Source organism: Herbaspirillum sp. 3R11, assembly GCF_004563925.1.
Lineage (GTDB): Bacteria > Pseudomonadota > Gammaproteobacteria > Burkholderiales > Burkholderiaceae_D > Herbaspirillum.
Window position 1 is genome coordinate 167,409 of sequence record NZ_SPNJ01000004.1, and the last position, 22,949, is coordinate 190,357.

25 protein-coding genes are annotated in these 22,949 nt (G+C 55.4%); 12 read left to right on the plus strand and 13 right to left on the minus strand.

The annotated features are described in order from the left end of the window. Positions 1-18: 18 nt before the first annotated feature. The 11 genes from E4P32_RS17695 to E4P32_RS17745 are packed head-to-tail and all read left to right on the plus strand — an operon-like array spanning position 19 to position 9,563. Entirely contained in the window at positions 19-936 is a 918-nt protein-coding gene (locus tag E4P32_RS17695) for a glycosyl transferase (protein ID WP_116436524.1), read from the plus strand. Continuing rightward, entirely contained in the window at positions 933-1,634 is a 702-nt protein-coding gene (locus tag E4P32_RS17700) for a WbqC family protein (RefSeq protein WP_116436525.1), read from the plus strand. The genes E4P32_RS17695 and E4P32_RS17700 overlap by 4 nt, the downstream gene beginning before the upstream one ends. After that, on the plus strand, positions 1,631-2,263 hold the full coding sequence (locus E4P32_RS17705) for a PIG-L deacetylase family protein (protein ID WP_116436526.1): 633 nt from the start codon (positions 1,631-1,633) through the stop codon (positions 2,261-2,263). The genes E4P32_RS17700 and E4P32_RS17705 overlap by 4 nt, the downstream gene beginning before the upstream one ends. A gap of 47 nt (positions 2,264-2,310) precedes the next feature. Next, the gene (locus tag E4P32_RS17710) at positions 2,311-3,117 is read left to right on the plus strand and encodes a hypothetical protein (protein ID WP_199525700.1); all 807 of its coding nucleotides are present in this window, start codon (positions 2,311-2,313) and stop codon (positions 3,115-3,117) included. Continuing rightward, complete coding sequence (locus tag E4P32_RS17715; RefSeq protein ID WP_158559757.1) at positions 3,114-3,959, plus strand: methyltransferase, TIGR04325 family; 846 nt, start codon at positions 3,114-3,116, stop codon at positions 3,957-3,959. Before E4P32_RS17710 ends, E4P32_RS17715 begins: the two co-directional genes overlap by 4 nt. 14 nt (positions 3,960-3,973) lie before the next feature. Then, a complete protein-coding gene (locus E4P32_RS17720; RefSeq protein ID WP_116436529.1) occupies positions 3,974-4,849 on the plus strand; it encodes a glycosyltransferase family 2 protein in 876 nt (291 codons plus the stop codon). Next, positions 4,846-5,856, plus strand: a complete 1,011-nt coding sequence (locus E4P32_RS17725; protein ID WP_116436530.1) for a class I SAM-dependent methyltransferase — start codon at positions 4,846-4,848, stop codon at positions 5,854-5,856. Before E4P32_RS17720 ends, E4P32_RS17725 begins: the two co-directional genes overlap by 4 nt. A gap of 6 nt (positions 5,857-5,862) precedes the next feature. Beyond that, positions 5,863-6,996 carry a glycosyltransferase gene (locus E4P32_RS17730; protein WP_116436531.1) on the plus strand — a complete coding sequence of 378 codons (1,134 nt, stop codon included), beginning with the start codon at positions 5,863-5,865 and terminating at the stop codon, positions 6,994-6,996. Next, positions 6,993-7,811: a class I SAM-dependent methyltransferase gene (locus tag E4P32_RS17735; RefSeq protein WP_116436532.1), complete on the plus strand. Its 819-nt coding sequence runs from the start codon at positions 6,993-6,995 to the stop codon at positions 7,809-7,811. The genes E4P32_RS17730 and E4P32_RS17735 overlap by 4 nt, the downstream gene beginning before the upstream one ends. Then, on the plus strand, positions 7,801-8,781 hold the full coding sequence (locus E4P32_RS17740) for a hypothetical protein (RefSeq protein WP_116436533.1): 981 nt from the start codon (positions 7,801-7,803) through the stop codon (positions 8,779-8,781). Before E4P32_RS17735 ends, E4P32_RS17740 begins: the two co-directional genes overlap by 11 nt. 8 nt (positions 8,782-8,789) lie before the next feature. Further along, a complete protein-coding gene (locus tag E4P32_RS17745; protein WP_116436534.1) occupies positions 8,790-9,563 on the plus strand; it encodes a glycosyltransferase family 2 protein in 774 nt (257 codons plus the stop codon). 228 nt (positions 9,564-9,791) lie between these two features. Here the strand turns inward: E4P32_RS17745 and E4P32_RS17750 are convergent, their stop codons facing one another. The 4 genes from E4P32_RS17750 to E4P32_RS17765 form a co-directional block, all read right to left on the minus strand. Then, entirely contained in the window at positions 9,792-10,490 is a 699-nt protein-coding gene (locus tag E4P32_RS17750; RefSeq protein WP_158559758.1) for a glycosyltransferase family 2 protein, read from the minus strand. Positions 10,491-10,497: 7 nt separating this feature from the next. Then, positions 10,498-11,787, minus strand: a complete 1,290-nt coding sequence (locus tag E4P32_RS17755) for a hypothetical protein (protein ID WP_116436536.1) — start codon at positions 11,785-11,787, stop codon at positions 10,498-10,500. Then, positions 11,784-12,674, minus strand: coding sequence for a glycosyltransferase (locus tag E4P32_RS17760; RefSeq protein ID WP_116436537.1), 891 nt, complete (start codon positions 12,672-12,674; stop codon positions 11,784-11,786). The genes E4P32_RS17755 and E4P32_RS17760 overlap by 4 nt, the downstream gene beginning before the upstream one ends. Positions 12,675-12,750: 76 nt before the next feature. Next, a complete protein-coding gene (locus E4P32_RS17765) occupies positions 12,751-14,070 on the minus strand; it encodes a flippase (RefSeq protein ID WP_233526769.1) in 1,320 nt (439 codons plus the stop codon). 292 nt (positions 14,071-14,362) lie between these two features. Here E4P32_RS17765 and E4P32_RS17770 point away from each other — a divergent pair, with 292 nt between their 5' ends. Continuing rightward, the gene (locus E4P32_RS17770; protein WP_116436539.1) at positions 14,363-15,181 is read left to right on the plus strand and encodes a symmetrical bis(5'-nucleosyl)-tetraphosphatase; all 819 of its coding nucleotides are present in this window, start codon (positions 14,363-14,365) and stop codon (positions 15,179-15,181) included. Here the strand turns inward: E4P32_RS17770 and E4P32_RS17775 are convergent. The 9 genes from E4P32_RS17775 to E4P32_RS17815 are packed head-to-tail and all read right to left on the minus strand — an operon-like array spanning position 15,111 to position 22,938. Next, entirely contained in the window at positions 15,111-15,920 is an 810-nt protein-coding gene (locus E4P32_RS17775) for a lysophospholipid acyltransferase family protein (RefSeq protein ID WP_116436540.1), read from the minus strand. The two genes, E4P32_RS17770 and E4P32_RS17775, sit on opposite strands and share 71 nt — an antisense overlap. Before the next feature lie 13 nt (positions 15,921-15,933). Next, complete coding sequence (locus E4P32_RS17780; RefSeq protein ID WP_116436541.1) at positions 15,934-17,214, minus strand: dihydroorotase; 1,281 nt, start codon at positions 17,212-17,214, stop codon at positions 15,934-15,936. Between the two features lie 41 nt (positions 17,215-17,255). Continuing rightward, the gene (locus E4P32_RS17785; protein ID WP_116436542.1) at positions 17,256-18,215 is read right to left on the minus strand and encodes an aspartate carbamoyltransferase catalytic subunit; all 960 of its coding nucleotides are present in this window, start codon (positions 18,213-18,215) and stop codon (positions 17,256-17,258) included. Further along, positions 18,208-18,726 (minus strand): bifunctional pyr operon transcriptional regulator/uracil phosphoribosyltransferase PyrR, encoded by a 519-nt coding sequence (pyrR, locus tag E4P32_RS17790; RefSeq protein WP_116436543.1) that lies wholly within the window; start codon positions 18,724-18,726, stop codon positions 18,208-18,210. The genes E4P32_RS17785 and pyrR overlap by 8 nt, the downstream gene beginning before the upstream one ends. Then, positions 18,713-19,105, minus strand: coding sequence for a Holliday junction resolvase RuvX (gene ruvX / locus E4P32_RS17795; RefSeq protein ID WP_116436544.1), 393 nt, complete (start codon positions 19,103-19,105; stop codon positions 18,713-18,715). Before ruvX ends, pyrR begins: the two co-directional genes overlap by 14 nt. A gap of 10 nt (positions 19,106-19,115) precedes the next feature. After that, the gene (locus E4P32_RS17800; protein WP_116436545.1) at positions 19,116-19,814 is read right to left on the minus strand and encodes a YqgE/AlgH family protein; all 699 of its coding nucleotides are present in this window, start codon (positions 19,812-19,814) and stop codon (positions 19,116-19,118) included. A gap of 48 nt (positions 19,815-19,862) precedes the next feature. Next, a complete protein-coding gene (locus tag E4P32_RS17805) occupies positions 19,863-21,278 on the minus strand; it encodes an amidohydrolase family protein (protein WP_116436546.1) in 1,416 nt (471 codons plus the stop codon). Positions 21,279-21,284: 6 nt separating this feature from the next. Beyond that, positions 21,285-22,076, minus strand: coding sequence for an ABC transporter permease (locus tag E4P32_RS17810; protein WP_116436547.1), 792 nt, complete (start codon positions 22,074-22,076; stop codon positions 21,285-21,287). Then, entirely contained in the window at positions 22,057-22,938 is an 882-nt protein-coding gene (locus E4P32_RS17815; RefSeq protein WP_116436548.1) for an ABC transporter ATP-binding protein, read from the minus strand. Before E4P32_RS17815 ends, E4P32_RS17810 begins: the two co-directional genes overlap by 20 nt. Between the last annotated feature and the right edge of the window lie 11 nt (positions 22,939-22,949).

The window sequence follows — 22,949 nt, forward strand, 5'->3', positions numbered from 1 at the left end:
AGTTCGCACGCTCGAGGAATGGGGCATCTGTTTCGTGCTCTGGCATTGGCCGATGGACTGCGAGAGCACAACGTCGACTTGATTTTTCTTCTCAATCAGCACAAACCAGCTTTGGAGTTGATTGCTTCACGTGGATACGACAGTGAGATCGTGCCGCTCGAGCGTGCGGGAGAGTGGGAGAAAGATATTGTCGCAAAGAGAAATATTCGCCTTTGGATCAATGATCGGCTTAACACGGACGCGCGCCATGCCGCACGTGTTACGGAAGCCGGAATTCCCTTGGTTACCTTTGATGATCGCGGAAGTGGTTCCCCGTATGCGGACATTAATATCGCGGCGTTGATTTTTGATGAAGTGGGCACGCTTAAGGGAAAGCGGGTATTGCAAGGACCAGACTATCTGGTCATCAATCCGGAAATCCGGAATTTTCAACGTGTTCGCACCAGTCAAACCTCGTTGCTGGTGACCTTAGGTGGAAGCGATACTTATGGCGTGACGTTATCTGTGGTTCGTCACCTGATGAAGATCGGAAAGGCAGCGACCGTTGTAGTCGGCCCTGGATTTGCACATATGGATGAATTGCAAGAGCTGCTTACTCCTGCGTTTTCCTTAAAACAAGGGGTTCCCTCTTTAATTGAAGAGTTCAGCCTCCACGATCTTGCTATCACAGGAGGTGGTGTGACACCTTTTGAAGCTGCAGCATCCGGGCTTCCGACAATTGTTATTGCAAACGAAAAATTTGAAGTAACCGTCGGGCAAGCACTGGAAAATTTTGGGGTATCACGCTATGCAGGCCATCATGACGACATCGATTGGTCATTGTTTGACCTCATGTTGCCAATAGAAACGATGAGCCGACGGGGCATAGAAAAAATTGGCCTGCATGGCCGTCAGCGCGTCATCACGGCAATTATGGAGCTGCGTTGCCAATCATGAGCAAGACCGTCGTTATCCATCAGCCAGACTTTATTCCTTATCTCGGCTTCTTCCATCGTTTCTTATCAAGTGAACTGTATCTGGTTCTGGATCACGTGCAGTTCGTCAATGGCACCTCCAGGGCATGGACTCATCGCGATAAGATCAAGACTCCTAAAGGAGCACAATGGCTGAGCGTCAGCGTGAAAAAGGCGCCGCGAGACACACCTATAAACGAAATCGAGATCTCGACTGTCGTTGACTGGCGCGCAGAAAATCTCAGATTGCTCGAAACAAACTATCGGACGGCGCCATATTACGAAGAGATCATGCCTTATCTTCGCGAACTGTACGGCACCTCTGATACCATGCTTGCAGATTTCAATCTGCGTTCTATTCGGATGCTAATGTCGCTGCTCGATGTCGTTCGCCCGATGATTTTTTCCAGCGCGCTATCCCCCACGGGTGCAAAAAATGAACTGCTGATCGACTTGCTGAAGAAAGTTGATGCAACCCGTTATCTGTCCGGAGTTGGGGCACGCGACTACATGGACGAAACACTATTCCATCAGGCGGGTATCGACGTTGTTTGGCAGAACTTTCAACACCCTGTCTATCCGCAGCTACATGGCGACTTCGAACCCTATCTCAGCTCGGTGGATGCGCTGTTTAATTGCGGAATAGATGGTTCCCGCCGACTCCTAAGAGGAAAACAATGAATATTTTGGCGATTGGCGCGCATTTCGATGACGTCGAATTGGGTTGCGGAGGAGCACTGGCTCGTCATGTGGCGCAAGGCGATGATGTTTACGTCTTCGTGGCCACCGTATCGGGATTCACCAATCAATACGACCAATCGGTTCGTAGCAATGAAGTAGCCCGTGCAGAAGCCGAAGCAGCCATGAAAATTATTGGCGTCAAAGAAATGATTTGCGGCGATTTCAAAACGCTGGAAGTTGAATTTGTCGACAGCTTGAATATACAAATACTTAAACTGGTTGAATCACTAAAAATAGATACGGTGTACGCGCACTGGACAGGCGATATTCACCACGATCATCAGGCAGTGGCGCGCGCTACGCTCCATAGTTGCCGCCATGTCCCGCGACTCGTCATGTATCGAAGCAATTGGTACCACTCGACAACAGATTTTCGCGGAAATTTTTATAGCAATATCACTGATTTCTGGGATATCAAAGAACAGGCGATACGAGCACATGTATCTGAGATGGATCGGACAGGAGCCAAGTGGATCAATTTTTTCCGCAATGAGGCGGAAAATGCCGGTCAACGCATCGGTGTGAAATATGCGGAAGTCTTTGAGGTCGTGAAATGGCTTCAGCCTTGAGCAAGCTTCGCCGATGCATCTCCTGGATTCTACCGCATGGAATTGTCTTGCTGCGCCAACGACGCGCCATACCGAAACCGCTACCAATACCGCACGAACTACTTGCCAGCAACAGCCTCTTTCGAGGGAAACATGGAGGGCATGCATGCGTCATATTGGGTAATGGCCCCAGCGCAAAAGAGCTTGATCTGTCGGCACTGACGGGGAAAATCGTCATTAGCGTCTCCAACGGATATTTTCATCGCGACTATCAAACCATCGCACCTCGCTATCATTGCGTCCCACAGATTACATATGGACGCATGACCGAGGCGGACACTGTGCTTTGGTTTGAGGAAATGCATGCACATCTTGGTGACGCAGAGCTGTTTCTTAATGAAACGGAAGAAAATCTAGTGCGTCGTCACGATCTGTTCCACGGTCGGAAAGTGCATTATGTTGCGTTTCGCGAAAGTTTCGACGAACTTAGTTCGCCGGCAATTCCAGATCTGACCAAACCAATACCACGAATCGAATCCGTACCAATCATGGCGCTAATGATTGCCATGTATCTTGGCTTCGACAAGATCGCAATGCTTGGTGTTGACCACGATCATTTCAAGAGCAAGCAATACGTCTATGCATTCGACCTAAAGGTCCAGGCTGGCAAAGACTTTTCTGTGACACAAGATGGCGATGTTCAAACCCCTTGGCATGACGAATTTCAATCGTTGGCGCGCTTGTGGAGACAATACCGTGCTATTGGCCGAATTGCCGCAGCCAATAACATCACGATCGTCAACGCGACCCCAGGGGGGGAGCTAGACGAATTCCCTCGGATTGCATATCGGCAATGGCTGGAGCACGAAAAGTGAGAACTCTGGATTTGACTCTATTCGGCGTACGTACTTTCATCCAAGTTGGTAAGGATGAACGAGCCGAGCGCGAAGCGGAACATCGAGCAACTAATAACTACTTCGAGGGTGACTACGAAAACTGGCAATCCGCGCTGGCCGACGCGCGCGGTTACGACCAACCTACGATCCTGCAGAAAGCCGTTATCGCGACGAGAACGGTACAGCATGGGGAAGCAGCATATGAGAGAGACACCGTCGTTTATAAAACACCTGCTTACTCCCATCCGCAGTTGACATGGCTTCTCTATGCGGCATCGCGCTCACATGGAAAACTTCATGTGTTGGACTTTGGAGGTGCCTTAGGAAGCACCTATCATCAACACCACCACGCTTTGAATCATCTGCCGGACTTGCTCTGGGGAGTCGTCGAGCAGGCGCACTATGTGGAAGCAGGGCGTTCGGAATTTTCTGATCAGCATCTTAGCTTCCATTTTTCATTGAAAGAATGCTCGGCAGCAGTTACGCCTAACTTCGGCCTCTTGTCGGCCACTTTACAATATCTCGAAAAACCTTATCAACAGCTGGAAGAAATGCTGTCCCTTGGACTGCCTTATCTCTTGCTGGACAAGACGTTGGCACATCGGCTTGGTCGCGACAGATTGGTCGTACAGCATGTCCCATCGTGGATCTACGACGCCAGCTATCCTGTATGGCTATTAGACGCAGATAGACTAGAGAAGCTGTTCTCTCAATACGACTATAAAATCGGCGATACGTTTGATCCCTACCCCGGCAGTACAGTACAAGTCGATGATTTTTGTTCGGCATATTCAAGCTGGTTTCTTGAAAAACGTTTTTAAGCATCATTGCAGACATGACCATTTACGTTCTAATTCCTGTATTTAATCGCGTACAACATACTCGACGTGTAATCGACGCCCTACGCCAACAGAGCCTGGCTCCAGAACTCAATATTGTCGTCATCAATGACGGATCGACTGATGACACTGCAACTTACCTTTCGCAGCAAAAGGATGTCGTCGAACTGCGCGGAAACGGAAGTCTCTGGTGGGGAGGAGCGATTCAGAAAGGGCTTGCATATGCGCTAGCGCGTCAACGACCGAATGACTACGTATTATTTCTCAACAACGACACTTGGTTTGAGCCAGATTATGTGGAAACGTTAATGCGCGTAAGCAAAGAAGGAGGCGGTGCCGCTGTTGGAAGCGTAATACACGAAGACGACAAAGACCCTCCAATTGTCAGTATTGGTCCTCGTATCAATCTCAATCGCATTGCGGTATGGGACTTGTTCAATGAACTATCTCCGGATCAAATTCGTTCCCCCGCGCCGACCTACAAGGTAGATGCATTGTCAGGGCGTGGCACGCTATATCCAATTGAGCTATTTGAACTGTACGGACAAATGCGTCCGTTTTGGTTGCCCCATTATTTGGCTGACTATGAAATTGCGATGCGTTTTGGTCGTGCCGGCGTGCCGCTATTGGTCAGTAGCCATGCAGCCGTCTACTCCCCTCCTGTGTACGGTAACGATGTCTCCAGCATGAACTGGTGGGATCGCCTTTTTAGTCCGCGCTCATCGAGTAATATAATTCGCCGTCTGGCATTTTACATGCTGGTCGGGTCACCTCTTCAACGCTTGACCGCGCCATTGCGCATGACATGCTTTGCCGCTTTGCGTGCCTTGCAACAATTTAAAATTAACCAAAAAGAGAGTTCCCCAAAATGAATACTGCCGCTCCCACCATTTGTATCGTTTGCGGTAGCGGCATGAGCGTCTTCATTGACAAAATCTGGGACGATCGCTATGGATGCCCAGGGGTGTTTTCAATCCAGCGCTGTCACATATGTACTCAGATGGCTACGACTCCTCCGTTAAAGGAGTCAGATCTTCCAGCGTTGTACAGCACTTATTACCCGCGTCGCAGCGTCGAATTTGAAGGTCTTGAGAAAGAGGCTTCGAAAGTCCTTGAACCTCATGCCAAGACACGACGTTGGTTTGCCGGAACAGACAATCAGGGCCATTACCTGGCAAAACCTGGCCAAAAGGTTTTGGACATTGGTAGCGGCTCTTGCCTCTCGCTTCTTGAACAACGTAATCTCGGCGTGGAAGGATATGGCGTCGAAGCTGATCCGAATGTCCGTCGAATAGCCGATCATTTCGGTTTGCGCGTGCATGTCGGCAGCATCCATGATCAACCGTTCCCCGGCGAGACTTTCGATATGATCGTATTGAATCAGGTGATCGAACATGTACCGGATCCAGAGGCATTAATGCTGAACATCCGCCATCGTTTGAAGCCGGATGGTCGGGCGGTAATGTCCTTTCCGAATGCCGCTTCGCTACAACGTAAACTGTCTGGACACAAGTGGATCAACTGGCATGTGCCGTACCATCAGCACCACTTCAATCGACAGTCGTTCCGTAAGCTGGCAGAAAAGACCGGTTACGAAGTGATCAGCGCTCGGACTATTACACCCAATCTTTGGTCCGTTCTTCAACTCCGTGCGATGGCTGAAAACACAACAGAAGGCCAGGCCTCCGGCGGATGGTCGTCCGGAAGTGTTGCGGCACAGCGCATCAGTTTCGTTACACGCGTCAAAAGGGGTCTCGCGCGCCGTATGAGCAAGCTCCTCACTTTTGCAATGATTGTCGTCAATCGTACCGTGGATATGCTGGGACAAGGTGATAGTCTGCTGGTTGAATTGCGTGCCCGCCCGGATACAAATAAATAACACATCATGCGTATCGCTATACTAGACACCTACTACGCCAAGTTTCTGAAGGCGCACTATCAGCGCAATAAAGGCCTCAAACATCAAAGTGCAGACGCACAGAGAGCCTCCCTGCTAGAGGCCGCTTTCGGCACATCGGATTTCTATTCTCGGCACCTTAACGAGATGGGGCACGAAGTAATCGATGTAATCGCGAATTGCGTACCTTTGCAAGATACCTGGGCCCGGGAGAACGCGGTGCCATTTAGCGCTTTCGCCCTTAAGCTCCCCCACCGCACTTTCCGGCTGCCAGTCATCGGCAGGCGATTGGCAGCGCTACCGGGTCTGATGGAGGTCGCGATTGCTCAAATACGGGCATTCAAACCGGACGTTCTATATTGTCAGGATCTGAGTTTTTTTCCGGGCGACGTTTTACGTGAATTGAAAAAAGACGTTGGTCTCATCGTGGGCCAGATTGCCTGCCCGCTTCCTCCGCAATCATTTCTCGATGGCTACGATCTGATTCTGACCTCATTCCCTCATTTTGTAGACCGGCTCAAGGCGCTGGGAATTGCCTCGGAATACTTCAAGATCGGTTTCGATACACGCGTACTTGATTTGTTGGGTAATGTAGACAAGGACGTGGATATAAGTTTTGTCGGCGGCATCAGTCGACATCATGGGAAAGCGATCCCTCTGCTGGAACATCTTGCAAAAACAACCCCGATCGAGTTTTTTGGTTACGGTGCAAAAACATTGCCACGCAATTCGCTGATTCGCAAGCGGCACAACGGTGAAGTCTGGGGTCTGAACATGTATAAGGCTTTGGCACGCAGCAGAATCACATTGAACCGCCATATCAATGTCGCCGAAAACAATGCCAATAATATGCGACTGTTTGAAGCAACAGGCGTAGGTACACTGCTCCTTACTGACCGCAAGGACAATTTGAGCGAGCTGTTCGAAGTCGGGAAAGAAGTTGTCGCCTACTCTAGCCAAGAAGAGGCGGCAGAATTAATCCGTTATTACATCGACCATCCTGCCGAAGCCAAGGCTATCACCCTTGCCGGTCAGAAACGTACGCTGTCCGAGCATACCTACGCCCATCGAATGAAAGAGCTGGCCCCCATTCTCGAGCGCCACTACCGGAGCAAACGATGACGGCATCGCTTCGAAAAATACTCGGCCGCTTCCCTCGGCTAAAGCAATTTTTGCGTAAAGTGCATCAGCGTTTATTCTCTGGGAGTTCAGTATCTTCGTCGTATGAACAGATTCAAGTGAGTCGCGTCGACCAGGAAACCAGTCGCTTGCGTTCTTCTTGGCAATCTGAATTATTGCCGGCACGGCAACGAGAACTGGTGGAGCGACAGCTAGCGGAATATCGCCGGGGTAAATCCATCGACGTATTCGACGTGATGGTTTCGGCCCTACAGAAAATCGCTGCGCAATCCAGCTGCAGAAGCCTACTGGAAGTTGGATGTTCGAGTGCATTTTATTCAGAAGTACTCAAGATCAAGCAACTACCCTTCGTGTATAGTGGATGCGATTATTCTCCTGCGTTTATTGATCTCGGGAGAAAATGCCATCCCGATATTCCGCTGTCGGTACAGGATGCGACGGCCTTGAGTTTCGGTGATGAGGCCTTTGACGTTGTTGTTTCAGGTTGCTGCCTGCTTCACATTCCAGAATTTGAAAAAGCAATCGCAGAAACCGCGCGGGTAGCGAAGGAATTTGCGATATTTCACCGAACACCTGTGGTCGAAGGCCTTCCCCATCAATATTTTCGAAAACAAGCTTATGGGGTGGAGACAGTGGAGATACATTTTAACGAGATAGAGTTGTTAGATATGCTCCGGCGTTATAGCCTGGAATGCATCGACACATTTACACTCTCTCGTGAGCCTGATCCTGCCACTGCCGGCGCATGGCACGCCAACCGAACCTATGTCTGTAGGAAAATGCACAATGCAAGTTAAGCCTCATTATTTTTGCACTTTGTTTGACAGTGGCTATCTGTTCAAAGGGGTTGCGATGTTGCGCAGCCTAGCTCAGCATTGCCCGGGCGCCAATGTCTTCGTGCTGTGCATGGACGAACAAACCCAACGCGTTCTGGAACGGCTTAACCTAACATTCATTACATGCATCCCGCTGCGCGACATTGAAAACGATGATCTCCGCAAAGCAAAGGCCGACCGGGGCGTAGCCGAGTATTGCTGGACGCTGTCGCCTTGTCTGCCGCACTATGTGCTTGAGAAGAATCCGGATATTGACTTCATTACTTATCTTGATGCAGATCTTCTTTTTTATTCTTCCATTGCACCTCTTTTTGAAGAAATAGGTAGCGCATCGATCGCCATCATCGAACATCGTTTTTCGCCTCGTTTGCAGGACCGAGAGGTCAATGGTCGCTTTTGCGTCGAATGGGTTAGTTTCCGCCGAGACGAGCAAGGCATGGCCTGTTTGAACCGCTGGCGCGAGCAGTGTATCGAATGGTGTTATTACCGCCTGGAAGAAGGCCGGATGGGGGATCAAAAGTACCTTGATGAGTGGCCTGAACGCTATTCATCCTGCCATATCTTACTGCACCCAGGCGCAGGAATAGCTCCTTGGAATTACTCGCAATATTATTTTGATCTTGACGAAGCCGGGCATATCACCGTAGATGGCAACCCATTGATTTTCTATCACTTCCATCAATTTCAGTTGCTGGAGAATCATAAGTTTGACCGGCTGTCGAGCTTCTACACCTCAGAGTGCAAAGAGCCTGAGTTGATCTACGATGCCTACGAACAAGAGCTTACAACCATTATTGGCGAAGTAACTACGCTGTTCCCCTCTTTCAAGGCTGGCCTAAAACCTATATCGACAGTTACCACCCGCCGCTGGATACAGCAATTCGTTCCGATGTGGTTCAAGGAAATCGCGCGAAAATTCATCCGCTATTGAAAACGCCAATGACACCAGTTGCACAAAAACCTCTCACCATCTCTGTCATCACGGTTTGCTTCAACAGCGCACAAACGCTTGAAACGGCGCTTCAGTCAGTCGTCGGCCAGACCTGGCCTCACGTTGAACACATCGTTATCGACGGTGGTTCCAAGGACGGCACTTCAGAAATCCTTGAACGGTTTCGTCCTCATCTGGCGCAGATCGTCAGTGAACGGGACAAAGGGATCTACGATGCGATGAATAAGGGCCTGGCCCGTGCAAGCGGCGATGTCATTTGCTTTTTGAATGCTGACGATCAGTACGCCTCACCGGAGGTGTTGTCTGACGTTGCCCGACTGATGGGCCCGAGCTCGTTGGATGCAGTGATGGGAGATGTGTCCTTCTTTCATCCCGAGAACCCCGACAAGATTGTCAGACGCTACAGATCAGATCGCTTCCATCCCGATCGTCTCGCCTACGGCTGGATGCCGGCGCACCCCGCGTTGTTCCTGCGGCGCAGTGTGACTGAACGCGTCGGGAAATTCAAAGACGACTATAAAATCGCTGGTGATTTTGAGTTTATCGTACGAGCCTTCACGGGTACAAACCTGTCCTATCGTCACGTTCCCGAAGTGATGGTGAAAATGCAGACAGGCGGAGTCAGCACCGCAGGCTTGCGAGCAAAGATTCAGTTAAATAAGGAAGTGTTGCGCGCGTGTCGGGAAAATGGCATCCGCACTAATATGCTGAAGATTCTATCCAAATATCCAGCCAAGCTTCTTGAACTTGTAATGAAGTAGTCCAGGATGCGTCTAGCGACGCTCCCCACCGCCTGCCGTCGCTGAAATACAGCCGCCAGGCAACCAACGATCTGATGTTGTTGGCACCATCAGATTCCTCCATTGCACTGCGTAGTTACTGCGGTTCGCAAACCATACCCTCACACAACCGGCATCCATTCAAGGCATTTATAGCCGTCCTGAACGGGCGTCGTCGTGTCTCGAAGGCGCCGTACCGGCAAGCACTTGCTACCGGAACAGCGACCGGGAAATTCCCAGGAAATAGATAACACGCGCGCGAAAAACCTTGGGCAAGCTGCGGCGGCGTGGGGGTGTCAAGTTACGGCCGTGGATCCGATGAAGAAGCCCGACTTCTTTCACGTGAATAATACGTCCGTGGATACATGCATTGAGCGCAATCCAGACATCATGTGCATCCATGGCCGCAGGAATCGGCAAGATGTATCTCTTGAAATCGCTGCGAAACATGAAGGTGCAGCCGAAATAACGCACGCGCCCCAGGAAAACCAAAAACAGTTGCCTGAACATCCATGAGGGCGACGGCCCCATTGCATGTACGGGTCCGGTCAACTCGCCAGCGTTATTGATTTCCGCGAAATCACCGACGACGAGGGAGAACGTCGGCGATGCCTCCAATGTTTCCAACATCCGGTTCAGCCGGTTTTCGACCCAGACGTCATCCTGATCGCTCAGAGCGATATATTTGCCGCGCGCCAAAGACATCAGCTTGGCGAAATTCTGCACGTGTCCCAGTGTGGAAGGATTCCGTACAAACACAATCCGTTCGTCCGAATAGGACGCGATAATTCCGCAAGTCTCGTCCGTCGATCCGTCATCGGCGATGATGAGCTCATCGTTCGGGCCGATCTGCGCCAGAATCGAGTCAAGTTGCTCTTTGATATACAAGGCACCATTGTATGTTGCCATGCATACGCTAATTCTGATCGCCATAGGTCAACATGAGTAGGTATTTGGTTTCAAGACAGACAAAGATAATAAAAAATGTCCCAAAGAAACTGAAAATGGAAGGATTGAAAAAATTAGCAGCGATGATCGCACAATAAAGCGCGTAGGGGCCTGCTGCAACTGCCATTCGGCGAGGTTCGAGCTTGCCCGCCGCAGCGCGGACATAAGAAAAAAGCAAATACGTTAGCGCAATCATTCCACCTATCCCCATTTTCATGATCAATGCGATGACCGCCAGTTCATAAGAAAACGGCGCCAACGGATCTCTGATATAGACAGCATGAGCTCCGAATCCGCTTCCAAAAAATGGAAACATACCAATATTCTGAAACAGTGATCGTAACTGATCCGATCGGATATTATCGGTTTCGCCACGCGAAAATACGTGCAAGAAGGAGCTATTCAGGTCGATCGTCGGCAAGAACACGAAAACCAATACGAACGGCGCGGCAATCAGCAGCCATAAATAAAAGTCATTCTTTACGCTGATCGGTTTATGTCGCTTAAACAGGTATGTCACAAAAAGAAATACGCCCGCAGCGATAAGCAGGCTGCGGGTCTGCGTAACGCCGATCGCAACGAGGCATACCAATAGCAGTGCAGTGCGCAGAAACTTGTTCCATCCCGACAGGCAAAAGAGCGAGAGATACAAGCTGATCAGCATCAGAAACGAAGAGGCAAAATTCACTCTGGGCCCCCATGGCTTGACACCGGTCAGAACAAACTTGTCTCCGAAAGTTGGCCAGGCAGGATCCCAGAAATCTCTCAGTCTGTTCGACTTGATCCACAATGTCTGCGGATCCATCAATCCGTCGACGTACAGAAAGATGTGAAACAGCGCATACAGCAGCAGCAGGAAAAACAAATACCCGCGGATTCTTTTCCAGAATTCAAGAAGCACTGCATCGTCGAACAAGGCAACGACCAGAGCGGCGCCAATCAGTGGTCCCGCATCGCGTAATGCCAGACCGGCTCCCTGCCCATACAGCCGAGGAATCAGGAATACCCAGACAGCGATGATCACGGCGCCAATCAAACCGGACTTCCAGTTGCCAATCTTGAACTGGTATTCTTTCGCTGCCAGTCGCACAACGCCCAGCGACACGAACGACGCCACGGTCAGCAGGAATAATAAACGGCGAATACCGATCCCTGAAATCATGATCATTTCCCCTGCACCACCCAGCATGATTTCACTCGTAAACAGCAAAAAACATACTACAGACAGCCATTCCAGGCTGCGCCGCATAAGCGTCATTTACCTTCCTCCACATACTTGCCCATGCGCCCCCGGATTGCGTGAGCACAACCTATTGCGATATTTTTGATACTGCTGATTTTTCGTTCATCCGAGACGATAGCCGATGCAGCCGAAAACAGGAATGATTTCACAAGAAAAGCTCTCTGCGCGCGGCTCCAATGCCTGTGAAACAGCAAGTAGGTCGTGTTTCTGGCGATATAGAATCGCCGTATGGGGTCATACGTATTGAATCTGAACTTCCCCAGGAATATTTTCATGCCTTTCGACAAGCGATGAGCCATCACCGCATCCTTCGAAACGTATACCTGATACTTTTCTGAGCCAAGTCGCCAGCACCATTCTATGTCGACCAAGTCGATAAACAGCTTCTCGTCAAAACCTCCGGACTCTCGCCACGCAACAACACTTGCCAGGCAACCTGAAGTGATGATGTACGAACGAGCCGCTCGCTCCGAACCGCCGGCGCCGCTCATGTCTCGCATCGCCTCCCCGCCTTCCGTCGCCGTGCTTCTGGGGTCGTAGAATCGAGGCCCTACTGCGGCAAGCTTGATGCCGGCGCGCTCCAGCACATTGAAGTCATTGATGAGGATTTCGAGCGTCTCCGCTTCCAAATTGCTGTCCTGATCAAAGCTGATCAAATGAGAGAACCCCGACTCTTCCGCCAGTTGAAAACTGAGATTCAGCGCCCTTGCCATTCCGACGTTGACCTGAGGATTGATGATTCTTACCTTATCGGAGAATGGCTTTAATTCTTCCGTATAGGCATCCAGTCCGCCATTATCGACAAGGATGACCATGCCGCACGTCCTCGCAAGAACTTGCAGCAAGCGCGTCATTCCCGTCATTTCCGGGAAATAGCAAATAATCACGGCAGCCAAATTCATGAATTGAGGTTCTCAGTTATTCGATGATGAGCATCACATGGCTGTCAAACCAGCCGGCATACGGTTGAGGCAGAACTCATCGTTCCGCACTACCGAGTCCATAAATTGATCTGGTATACCAATGCAACGCCAACGCATCGATCATTACCCTGATAGTCCATGCGGCAGCAGCGCCGGCAATGCCGAACATTTTGACGGACACCCACAGCAATGGCAGATAGACGACGACTTCAGCGAGGTGCAATTTCGCCGTAATATCGGAGCGTCCCCCTCCCTGCAGAAAGGCGAACGGTATTTGCGCAACGCCGTTGATCAAGACGCCGATAGTCAGAATCTGAAACACAAGCGTGCTCTCTGCCGAAAATTTTCCACCCAGCCAGAGATGCAGTATGTCGCTCGCGAACAGTTCAAAAACAAGAACCGCAGGCAACATCAGGATGACGGCATATTTACAGCTGCGGCCATATAGATTGCTCGCCTCAGCATGCGCCTGGCGCCCCAGCATATTGGCGACGGCAGGAAAACACACTCCGGCGATTGCGGCGGGAATGATCAGCAGTTTGGTGACCATCTCATAGGGCGTCGCGTAGTAGGCAACTGCTGCGACCGACATCATCGCGCCGATCAAAAACCGGTCCATCTGCACCATGATCGGACTCACGATGTTACTGACCGTCATCCAGCCGCCGAACCTGAGCAACTCCGGCAACACCGACTTTGAAAATGCAAACCGGGTAAAGCCGGGTACCGCGCGCCGGCAGAGCCAGAAGAACGCTATCGTCGTCAGCAGGCGTACCAGCAACAGCGACAAAAAGACCATGCCGAGGTCTTGGCTGTAAGGCAGTACACAGACCGGCGCGGCAAACATCAATACGCCCAGAGGAATGCGCACCAGATTGACCGCTTTGAACTCTTGTGTGGCTTCCAGCACGCCGCGCAGGCCCGAAGCGATCACAACCAGAGGAATGGTCGGCGCCAGCACATAAAGCGCCTGCCGGGTTTCGAATTGCAAATCGACCGGAATATTGAGTGCAACATCAACAATCCAGCGACTGGCGCCGACAATGAGCAGACTGGTGACAATTCCCAGTACCAGCATCACTAAAAGGCCGGTCCAGATAAACAAAGGGATGTCGCGACGCGCGCTGGAATCGGAATCGGCAGACAGTTTTGCGGCGATGATCTGCGTCAGCGCGCGGCCGATACCCAGATCGAACAGACTGAAGTAACCGATCAGCATCCAGCCAATCGTCAATATGCCGAACCGGTCAATCCCAAGTCCTTTGACAAGAAGCGGGATCGAAATCAACGCGGCCAACAAGGGCGCGCCTTGACCTATCAAATTCCATCCGATATTACGAACAAACTTTTGATATGGCCAGTTATCCCATTTCAACTTAATTCTCTGCAATTGGTCACCGTTTTGCTTTATGTTCCACTTTATACCGAAGACACAGAGACATTTTTCGCCATGCACACGTTCAAAGCTTATCTTCGTCGAAAATCAATCGACAAATCTGGGTAAGATACGTTATCTCTCAGTTAAATAAGTGTTTTGATAACCAGCGGGCATTTTATTCGCATTAAGCTCTCATGCGCACTAAGTTGTCATTAAAGACGCACTTTTTCTCTGACACCGTGGTCTATTGCTGCACCTAAACCTCATAAATACAAACAAATTCCAGCTCATGCCAACCTACGCAATAGGAGACATTCAGGGTTGCGACGGCCAATTGACGTCACTCCTTTCTCGTATTGATGCAAGTTCTCCGGACGCGCAATTGCGTTTCGTCGGCGACCTCGTCAATCGTGGACCGCAATCTCTTTCAACCCTCCGCCACATCCGCTCGCTTGGCGACCGCGCCCAGGCCGTCCTCGGCAACCACGACCTCCACCTGCTTGCCGTTTCTCAGGGCATCCGCCCGCTGCACGCCACCGACACCTTGCACGACATCCTGATCGCCCCCGACCGCGACGAGTTGCTCGACTGGGTGCGCCATCGCCCGTTGGCGCTGTTCGAGAACGGTCATCTGCTGTTCCATGCCGGCGTCTTGCCGGAGTGGGATGCCGGTAAAGTCATGGCGCTGGCGCATGAAGTCGAAACCATGCTGCGCGGCCCCGACTGGGTCGATTTCTTGCGTCAGATGTACGGAAACGAGCCTGCCGTGTGGAGCGACGACTTGCAAGGCCACGACCGGCTGCGCTGCATCATCAACACGCTCACGCGCATCCGTTTTTGCCGACCCGACGGCGGCATCGATTTCAAGATCAAGGAAGGCGCCGGCGCTGCGCCTGAAGGTTATCTGCCGTGGTTCGACATGCCGGGACGCAAGACTGCCGACGTCACGTGCGTCTTCGGTCATTGGTCGGCATTGGGATTGACGCTGCGTCCCAACCTGATCGGGCTCGACACAGGTTGTGTCTGGGGCGGAAAGCTTACTGCGATACGGCTTGAGGACCGGGCGCTGTTCCAGGTGGATTGTCCGCGGGCGGAGCAGTTTTTGTGAGATCGTCCGGCAAATAACCGAGTCCGTCGGCAACCACCTTGCGCGCCGTCACCGCCAGCTCGCGGCGATGCACACCCTCGGTCGGAATGCTCGGCAACTGCGTCAGCTCCGCCGTGATCGCACCGGCCTGCAACACGGCCAGAATGCTTTCCACAATGGTGGTGTCGCCGATGAAGTCGGCGGCGAAATGGTAATTCCCCTGCGCATCCAGATAGCGCAACGCGTAGGGTTGCACCGGCACTTTGGCGTCCAGCGCCGCTTCGAACAGGTTGGCGTGAAACGGCAGCAGCTTGCCCTGTGCGGCAGTCGTGCCCTCCGGGAAGAAGGCCACACGGTCGCCCGCTTCGATGCTTTCCACGATGCCCTTGAAAATGCGACGCACGTCGCTGGCCTTACCGCGCGAAATGAAGATCGTGCCGGTCTTGGCGCACAGCCAGCCGATGAAGGGCCAGCTGCGGATGTCCGACTTCGCCACGAAGCGGCACGGTTGCATCGAATTCACCACGAAAATATCGAGCCACGAGATGTGGTTGGCGACGATCAGCGCGCGCGGCGGCGCCGGCGTGCCGGGCAGCGCGCGCACCACCAGCTTGATGCCGCAAATGCCCAGCAACTGATGCGACCAGCGGCGGACAAGGCCTTCCCGGCGCGCCGGACCGACCAGGGGAAAGAGGAAGGCGCAGATCGCCATGCCGACGAACAGATGCACCACCATGCGCAACACGCGGAAAACGAGCATGGGACTTCCGTGTTTAACGTTCGAACGCGACGTGGCCCGACACGATGGTCGCCTGGACCTGGCCGCTCAGTTCATAGCCGAGGAAAGGCGTGTGCTTGCCTTGGCTGGCGAGCGCCTTGGCTTCGACGGTCCAGCGCGTCTTCGGGTCAAAAATGCAGACATCGGCGATGTCGCCCACCTTCAGGCTGCCGGCCGGCAGACGCGCCACGCGCGCCGCATCGGCGGTGACCTTGGCGACCGCCTTGCTGATGGCGTCGGTCGCACCGGTGTCTTCCGCCCACTTGAGCGACAGCGACAGCAGCAATTCCAGGCCGGTGGCGCCCGGCGAGGCTTCACCGAACGGCAGCAGCTTCTCGTCGTCGTCGACCGGGGTGTGGTCGGAGCAGATCGCATCGACCGTGCCGTCCAGCAGCGCCGCGCGGATCGCATCGCGGTCGCGTTGCGAACGGAACGGCGGATTGACGCGCGCATTGGAATCGAAGAAGCCGATGTCCATGTCCGACAAATGAATATGATGGGCGCCGACGTCACAAGTGACCGGCAAGCCTTCACGCTTGGCCGCGCGCACCAGTTCAAGCCCGGCGGCCGACGACATGCGGCACAGGTGGACGCGCGCGCCGGTAGAGCGCACCAACTCGAAGATGGTGTAGAGCGCAATCGTTTCCGACATCACCGGCACACCCGACAAACCCAGGCGCGACGCTGCCGGACCGCTGTGCGCGATGCCGTGGCGACCGAGATGCGGATCCTGCGGACGCAGCCACACGGTGTAGTCGAAGGTCTTGGCGTATTGCAGTGCGGACAGCAGCACCGTGGTGTCCAGCACCGGCTCGTCGGCTTGCGAGAAACCGACGCAACCGGCTTCGGTCAGTTCGGCCATTTCGGTCAGGGCTTTGCCCTTGAGGCCCATGGTCAATGCGCCCAGCGGATACACGTGCGCCTGGTTGAGCGACTTGGCGCGATGCTTGAGCATTTCGACCAGGCCGGGTTCATCGAGTACCGGATCGGTGTCGGGCGGGCACAGCAGGCTGGTCACGCCGCCTTGCATTGCCGCCTGCATTTCTGATTCCAGCGTGGCCTTGTATTCGTAACCGGGTTCGCGCAGGCGCGCGCTCAGGTCGACCAGCCCGGGAGCAACCACCAGGCCGCTCGCATCGATGGTCTTGTCTGCCGTGAATCCGGCCGGCGCCTGGCCGATGCCGGCGACTTTGCCGTCGGCCACGAAGACGTCCTGTTGCGCGTCGATGTTGTTGGCAGGATCGATCAGTCTGCCGTTCTTGATATGCAGTTTCATGCGCTCTGTTCCACTCTTGTCCGCGTTGAATTCGTTGTTGCTTAGTTGCCTGCGACGATGCTCATCACCGCCATGCGCACCGCGATGCCGAAGGTCACCTGCGGCAGGATCACGGCTTGCGCGCCGTCTGCCACCGCCGAGTCGATCTCGACGCCGCGGTTCATCGGGCCCGGGTGCATCACGATGGCGTCCGGCTTGGCCAGCGCCAGGCGTTCCGGCGTGAGGCCGTAGCTCTTGAAGAACTCCTGCGCCGACGGCAGCAGCGCGCCGCTCATGCGTTCGTTCTGCAGGCGCAGCATGATGATGACGTCGACGTCCTTCAAGCCTTCTTCCATGTTGTGGAAGACGCGCACGCCCATCTGCTCCAGACCATTCGGCAGCAAGGTGCGCGGACCGATCGCGCGCACTTCCGGCACGCCCAGCGTGGTCAGGCCGTGGATGTCGGAACGCGCCACGCGGCTGTGCAGGATGTCGCCGACGATGGCCACGCGCAAGTTGGTGAAATCCTTCTTGTAGTGACGGATCGTGTACATGTCCAGCAGACCCTGCGTCGGATGCGCATGGCGGCCGTCGCCGGCGTTGACCACGTGTACGTGCGACTGCTTGGTATCGATCAGGTGCTTGGCGATCAGGTAAGGCGCGCCCGATTGCGAATGGCGCACCACGAACATGTCGGCGTGCATCGCCGCCAGGTTGTCGATGGTATCGAGCAGCGACTCGCCCTTGCTGGCGCTGGAGGCGGAGATGTTGAGATTGATCACGTCGGCCGACAGGCGCTTGGAGGCGATCTCGAAGGTGGTGCGGGTGCGCGTGGAGTTCTCGAAGAACAGGTTGAACACGCTCTTGCCGCGCATCAGCGGCACCTTCTTCACTTCGCGGTCGCCGATGCTGACGAAGGACGAGGCGGTGTCGAGGATGTTGGTGATGATGGCTTTGGGCAGACCTTCGATGGTCAGCAGATGTTGCAGTTCGCCGTTCTTGTTCAGTTGTGGATTAAGCATGGACCACCGTCAGGGAAAATCGGCCGTCGTCGGCGCGTTGCAGTTGCAGGGATTGATCATCGGCGAGCGCAATCGTCTCGGCCAGGAAGTCGGCAGCGATCGGCAGCTCGCGGCCGCCGCGGTCGACCAGCGCCGCCAGCAGGATGCGCGCCGGGCGGCCGTAGTCGAACAGTTCGTTGATCGCCGCGCGCGTGGTGCGGCCGGTGTAGAGCACGTCGTCGACCAGTACGATGGTCGCGCCTTCGACGTCGAAGCCGATCTGGCTCGGCTTAACGTCGGCACGCAGGCCCTTCTCGGCGAAGTCGTCGCGATAGAAGGAAACGTCGATGAAGCCGAGTTTATCGGTTAGTTGCAGCTCTTTGGCCAGGCGCTCGGCCAGCCAGGCGCCGCCGGAATGGATGCCGACGATGGCGACCTGTTCGACGCCGTGCAAACCGGTTTTTACCTGCTGCGCCAGCCTGGCGTACAGCGCTTCCGCATCGAGCGGTAAGGAAGGGTTAGTTGTGCTCATGGGTATCGTCAAAATATTGCTGCAAAATGATGGCGGCGGCTTCGTCGTCGATATGCTCGCCGCGGCGCTGTTCGATGACGGCAGACGAATAGCGTTCGTCCACCAGCACCGTTTCGACGCCGAAGCGTCCGTGCAACTGATTGGCGAAGCGGCGGCAGCGTACGGTCATTTCATGCTCGGCGCCGTCCGGATGGCTGGGCAGGCCGACGATGCAGCGCGCCGGCGTCCACTCGCTGATCAGCTTGCCGAGTTCGGCGAACTTGCCGTCGTTGGTGGTCGCGCTGATGATGGTGAGCGGCTGGGCTTGCTTGATCAGGGTATTGCCGATTGCCACGCCGATGCGCTTTAAGCCGAAGTCGAAGGCCAGGAGCGTTTCCACGACGTTTCGCTCAGGCGCGGCCGAAATCGCCGCTGAGCATGACCGGGTCGATGCCCAGCAAGGCCAGCGCGGCGGTGAAGCGCTGCTCCACCGGCAAGTCGAAAATGATGGCGGGATCGGCCTTGACCGTTAGCCAGCCGTTGCGGCCGAGTTCTTCTTCCAGTTGACCGGCGCTCCAGCCCGAACAACCGAGGCTGACCAGCACCTGCTCCGGACCGTCGCCGTGCGCGACCGCTTCCAGCACATCCTTGGAGGTGGTCAGCGAAATGCCGTCGGTCACCTGCAGGGTAGACGAGAACTGATCCATCGCGCTATGCAGCACGAAGCCGCGCTCGACCTGCACCGGTCCGCCGAACATGACCTGGCTGCGGTACAGCTCCGGCTTGGCTTCGGGCGTGTCGTGGATGATTTCCAGCTTGAGATTGATGCGGTCGAACAGGACATCCATGGTCATGTCGGTCGGTTTGTTGATGACCACGCCGAGCGCGCCGTTCTGGTTGTGTTCGCACAGATAGACGACGGTGCCGCCAAAAACCGGGTCCAGCATCGACGGCATTGCTATCAGGAAATGATCCGTCAGGTCGAGTTCGGCCTTGAGCGGCGCGACTTTTTCCTGACTGGCAATAATATCGGAGGATTCCGGCGCGAGGGCTGCAGCGTCGGAACGGTTGGCGGGAGAGGCATTGCGTCGCTTGATCATGCCCGCCATTTTAGCAGTTTTAGCGCTGCGCCCCAAGCCGCCGGCTTGCCCGTGCGGCTAGTCCTCCAGCAGGCGTCGGGTGGCGGCGCGCGCCTCGCGACCCAGCGCCGCCAGATCGACACCCGCGATGACGTCATCCTCGACCACGGCCCTGCCGGCCACGTACAAGGCCTTCAGGAAGGGCCGGCCGCCGCCGACCACCGGCCCGAGCGCCGGGTCGTGCAGACCGAAATAACGCGGATCGTCCAGACGATACAGCGCGATATCGGCCTGTTGTCCGACTTGCAAGCCGTCGAGTCCACCCAGCCCCAGCACTCTGGCGCCGCCGGTCGTGCCCCAGCGCACCACGTCTTCCACCGTCGCCGCGTCGGCGCCGCCTTCGAAGCTGCCGCCGGCATAGGACGGCGTCGCCTCCTGGCCGCGCCGCGCTCGCTGCATCAGCCAGGCCGCATGCGTCTCCGACAGCATGTCGGCCGCCTCGTTGGAGGCCGCGCCGTCGACGCCGATCGAGACCGGCACGCCGGCCTCTTCGAGTTGGCGGATCGGCGCGATGCCGCTGCCAAGCCGGCCGTTGCTTTGCGGACAATGCGCGATGCCGGTGCCGGTCTTGCCGAGCAAAGCGATTTCGGACGGATCGAGTTTGACCAGATGGGCGAACCAGACATCGCTGCCGAGCCAGTCGCAGCGCTCGGCAAATTCCACCGGCGTGCATCCGTGCTTGCCGTGCGCGGTGTCCTGGTAGCCCACGGTTTCCGACAGATGGCTGTGCAGACGCACGCCGGCCCGGCGCGCGAAACCGGCCATGGTGCGCAGCTCTTCCGGCGTCGCCGAATACAGCGGCGTGGTCGGCGCCATCACGACGCGGCGCATCGCCGCCGGCGACGGATCGTGATAACGCTTGATCAGGCGCTCCATGTCGGTGAGGTAGACGTCCAGCGTCTCGGGACGCAATGCCGTCGGCAACTCCGCCTCCAACTGGCGCGTCTGCGTCGCGCCGCCACGGCACAGCACGAAGCGCAAGCCGAGCGCTTCGGCCTCTTCGAACAGAATCGCCGAGGTGTCGTAAGGCATGCCGGGGTAGTACAGATAGTTGTGATCAGCCACGGTGCCACAACCGGAACGCATCAGCTCCACCAGCCCGATGCGCGCCGCCAGGCGGAACAGCTTCTCGTCGAATCTGGCGCGATAGCGATACGGCGTCGCCGCCAGCCACGGCGTCAGCGACGCATCGATGCCTGCGGGATCGCCCTTGAGCATGGACTGGAACAAATGGTGATGCGTGTTCACCCACGACGGATACGCGATGCAATCGGTGGCGTCGACTACTGCCTCCCCCGGCAGGGGCGACAGCTTGCCGATGGCGCCGATGACGCCGTCAACCACGCGGATGTCCGGCCCGGCATGACGGACCGCCGCGCCGGGCAAGCCGGTCATGATGGCGTCGATGTTGCTGATCAAGAAAGAAGTAGTCATTTTTCTCTAACCCATTTCGCTTTCATGCCATCCGGCCAGCGCCACGCGCGACAAGGCCATCATGGCGAGGAACAACACGATCCCGGTCACGGTAATCAGGAACAGCGCTGCAAACAAGCGCGGAATATTCAGCTGAAACCCCGCCTGCAGAATCTGATACGCCAACCCTGACCCGGTGCCGCCGGTGCCGGCGACGAACTCCGCCACCACTGCGCCGATCAGCGCCAGCCCGCTGGAAATCCGCAAGCCGCCAAAGAAGTACGGCAAGGCGCTGGGGATGCGCAGCCGGCGCAAGGTTTGCCAGCGCGACGCCTTGTTCAGCTTGAACAGATTGAGCAACCCCGGATTAACGCTGCGCAATCCCAGCGTGGTATTCGAGATGATCGGGAACAGCGCCATGATCGTCGCGCAAATCACCAGCGCAAAGGTCGGTTCCTTGACCCAGATGATGATCAGCGGCGCGATGGCGACGATCGGCGTCACCTGCAGGATGATGGCATAGGGGAAGAAACTGACCTCGATGAAGCGACTCTGCACGAACACAAACGCAATCGCCACACCCAGCAGCACCGACAGCACGAAGGCCATGAAGGTGATTTTCAGCGTCACCAGCAACGAGTCGGACAGCAAGCCCCAATCCGCCGCCAGCGTCTTGGCAATCACCAATGGCGTCGGCACCAGATAGACCGGCACCTCCAGCGCCGTGCAGATCAGTTGCCACGCCAGCAGCAACACCACGCCGATCGAGAATGGTGCGGCAACCCGCAGAAATGTCGGATTAGTGATGAGCGGTGTCATGTGCTCCTCCTTGATTCTCTTGATTGGCCAGCGTCAGGTAGTCGGACAGTATCTTGCAATAGCCCATGAATTCCGGCGAGATGCGGAACGCATCGTCGCGCATGCCGCCGGCGCCCGGCGCTTCAATCGGCACGTCGGCAATCACGCGTCCCGGCCGCGCCGCCATCACCACCACGCGGCTCGACAGATACACGGCCTCGTAAATGCTGTGCGTGACGAATACCACGGTCAGGTCTTGCTGGCTCCATATCTTGCGCAGGTCGGCGTCGAGCTTGTTGCGCGTGAACTCGTCGAGCGCGCCGAATGGTTCGTCCATCAGCAGCAGATTCGGCTGCGTCGCCAGCGCACGCGCAATCGACGCACGCATCTGCATGCCGCCCGACAGCTCGCGCGGATAGGCATCATGAAAACGATCCAACCCCACCAACTTGAGCGCGTCACGTACACGCACGTCGCTGTCGGTGCGCGGCATGTGCTTGAGGTCAAGCGGCAGACGCACGTTCTGCTCTACCGAGGCCCACGGCATCAGCGTCGCTTCCTGGAACACCATCGCCAGCGTATGATCCGGCGTGCCAACCGTCGCCAGATTCTTGCCCCACCAGCGGATGTGGCCGTGCGACGGCTCTTCCAGCCCGGCAAACATTTTCAGCAGCGTGCTCTTGCCGCAGCCGGACGGCCCGAGCAGCGAGACGAACTCGCCGCGCCGGATATCCAGCTTCACCTCGTCCAGCGCGCGCGTGCCGTTGCGATAAGTTTTCTCCACCCGCTGCGCACTGAGCACCGCATCAATGGCGGATGCAGGATCGGCAGCGCCCTGCTCCCATGCCGCCAGCTGCGGCATCGCGTGATCGTCTCTTTTCATCATTGCTCCCG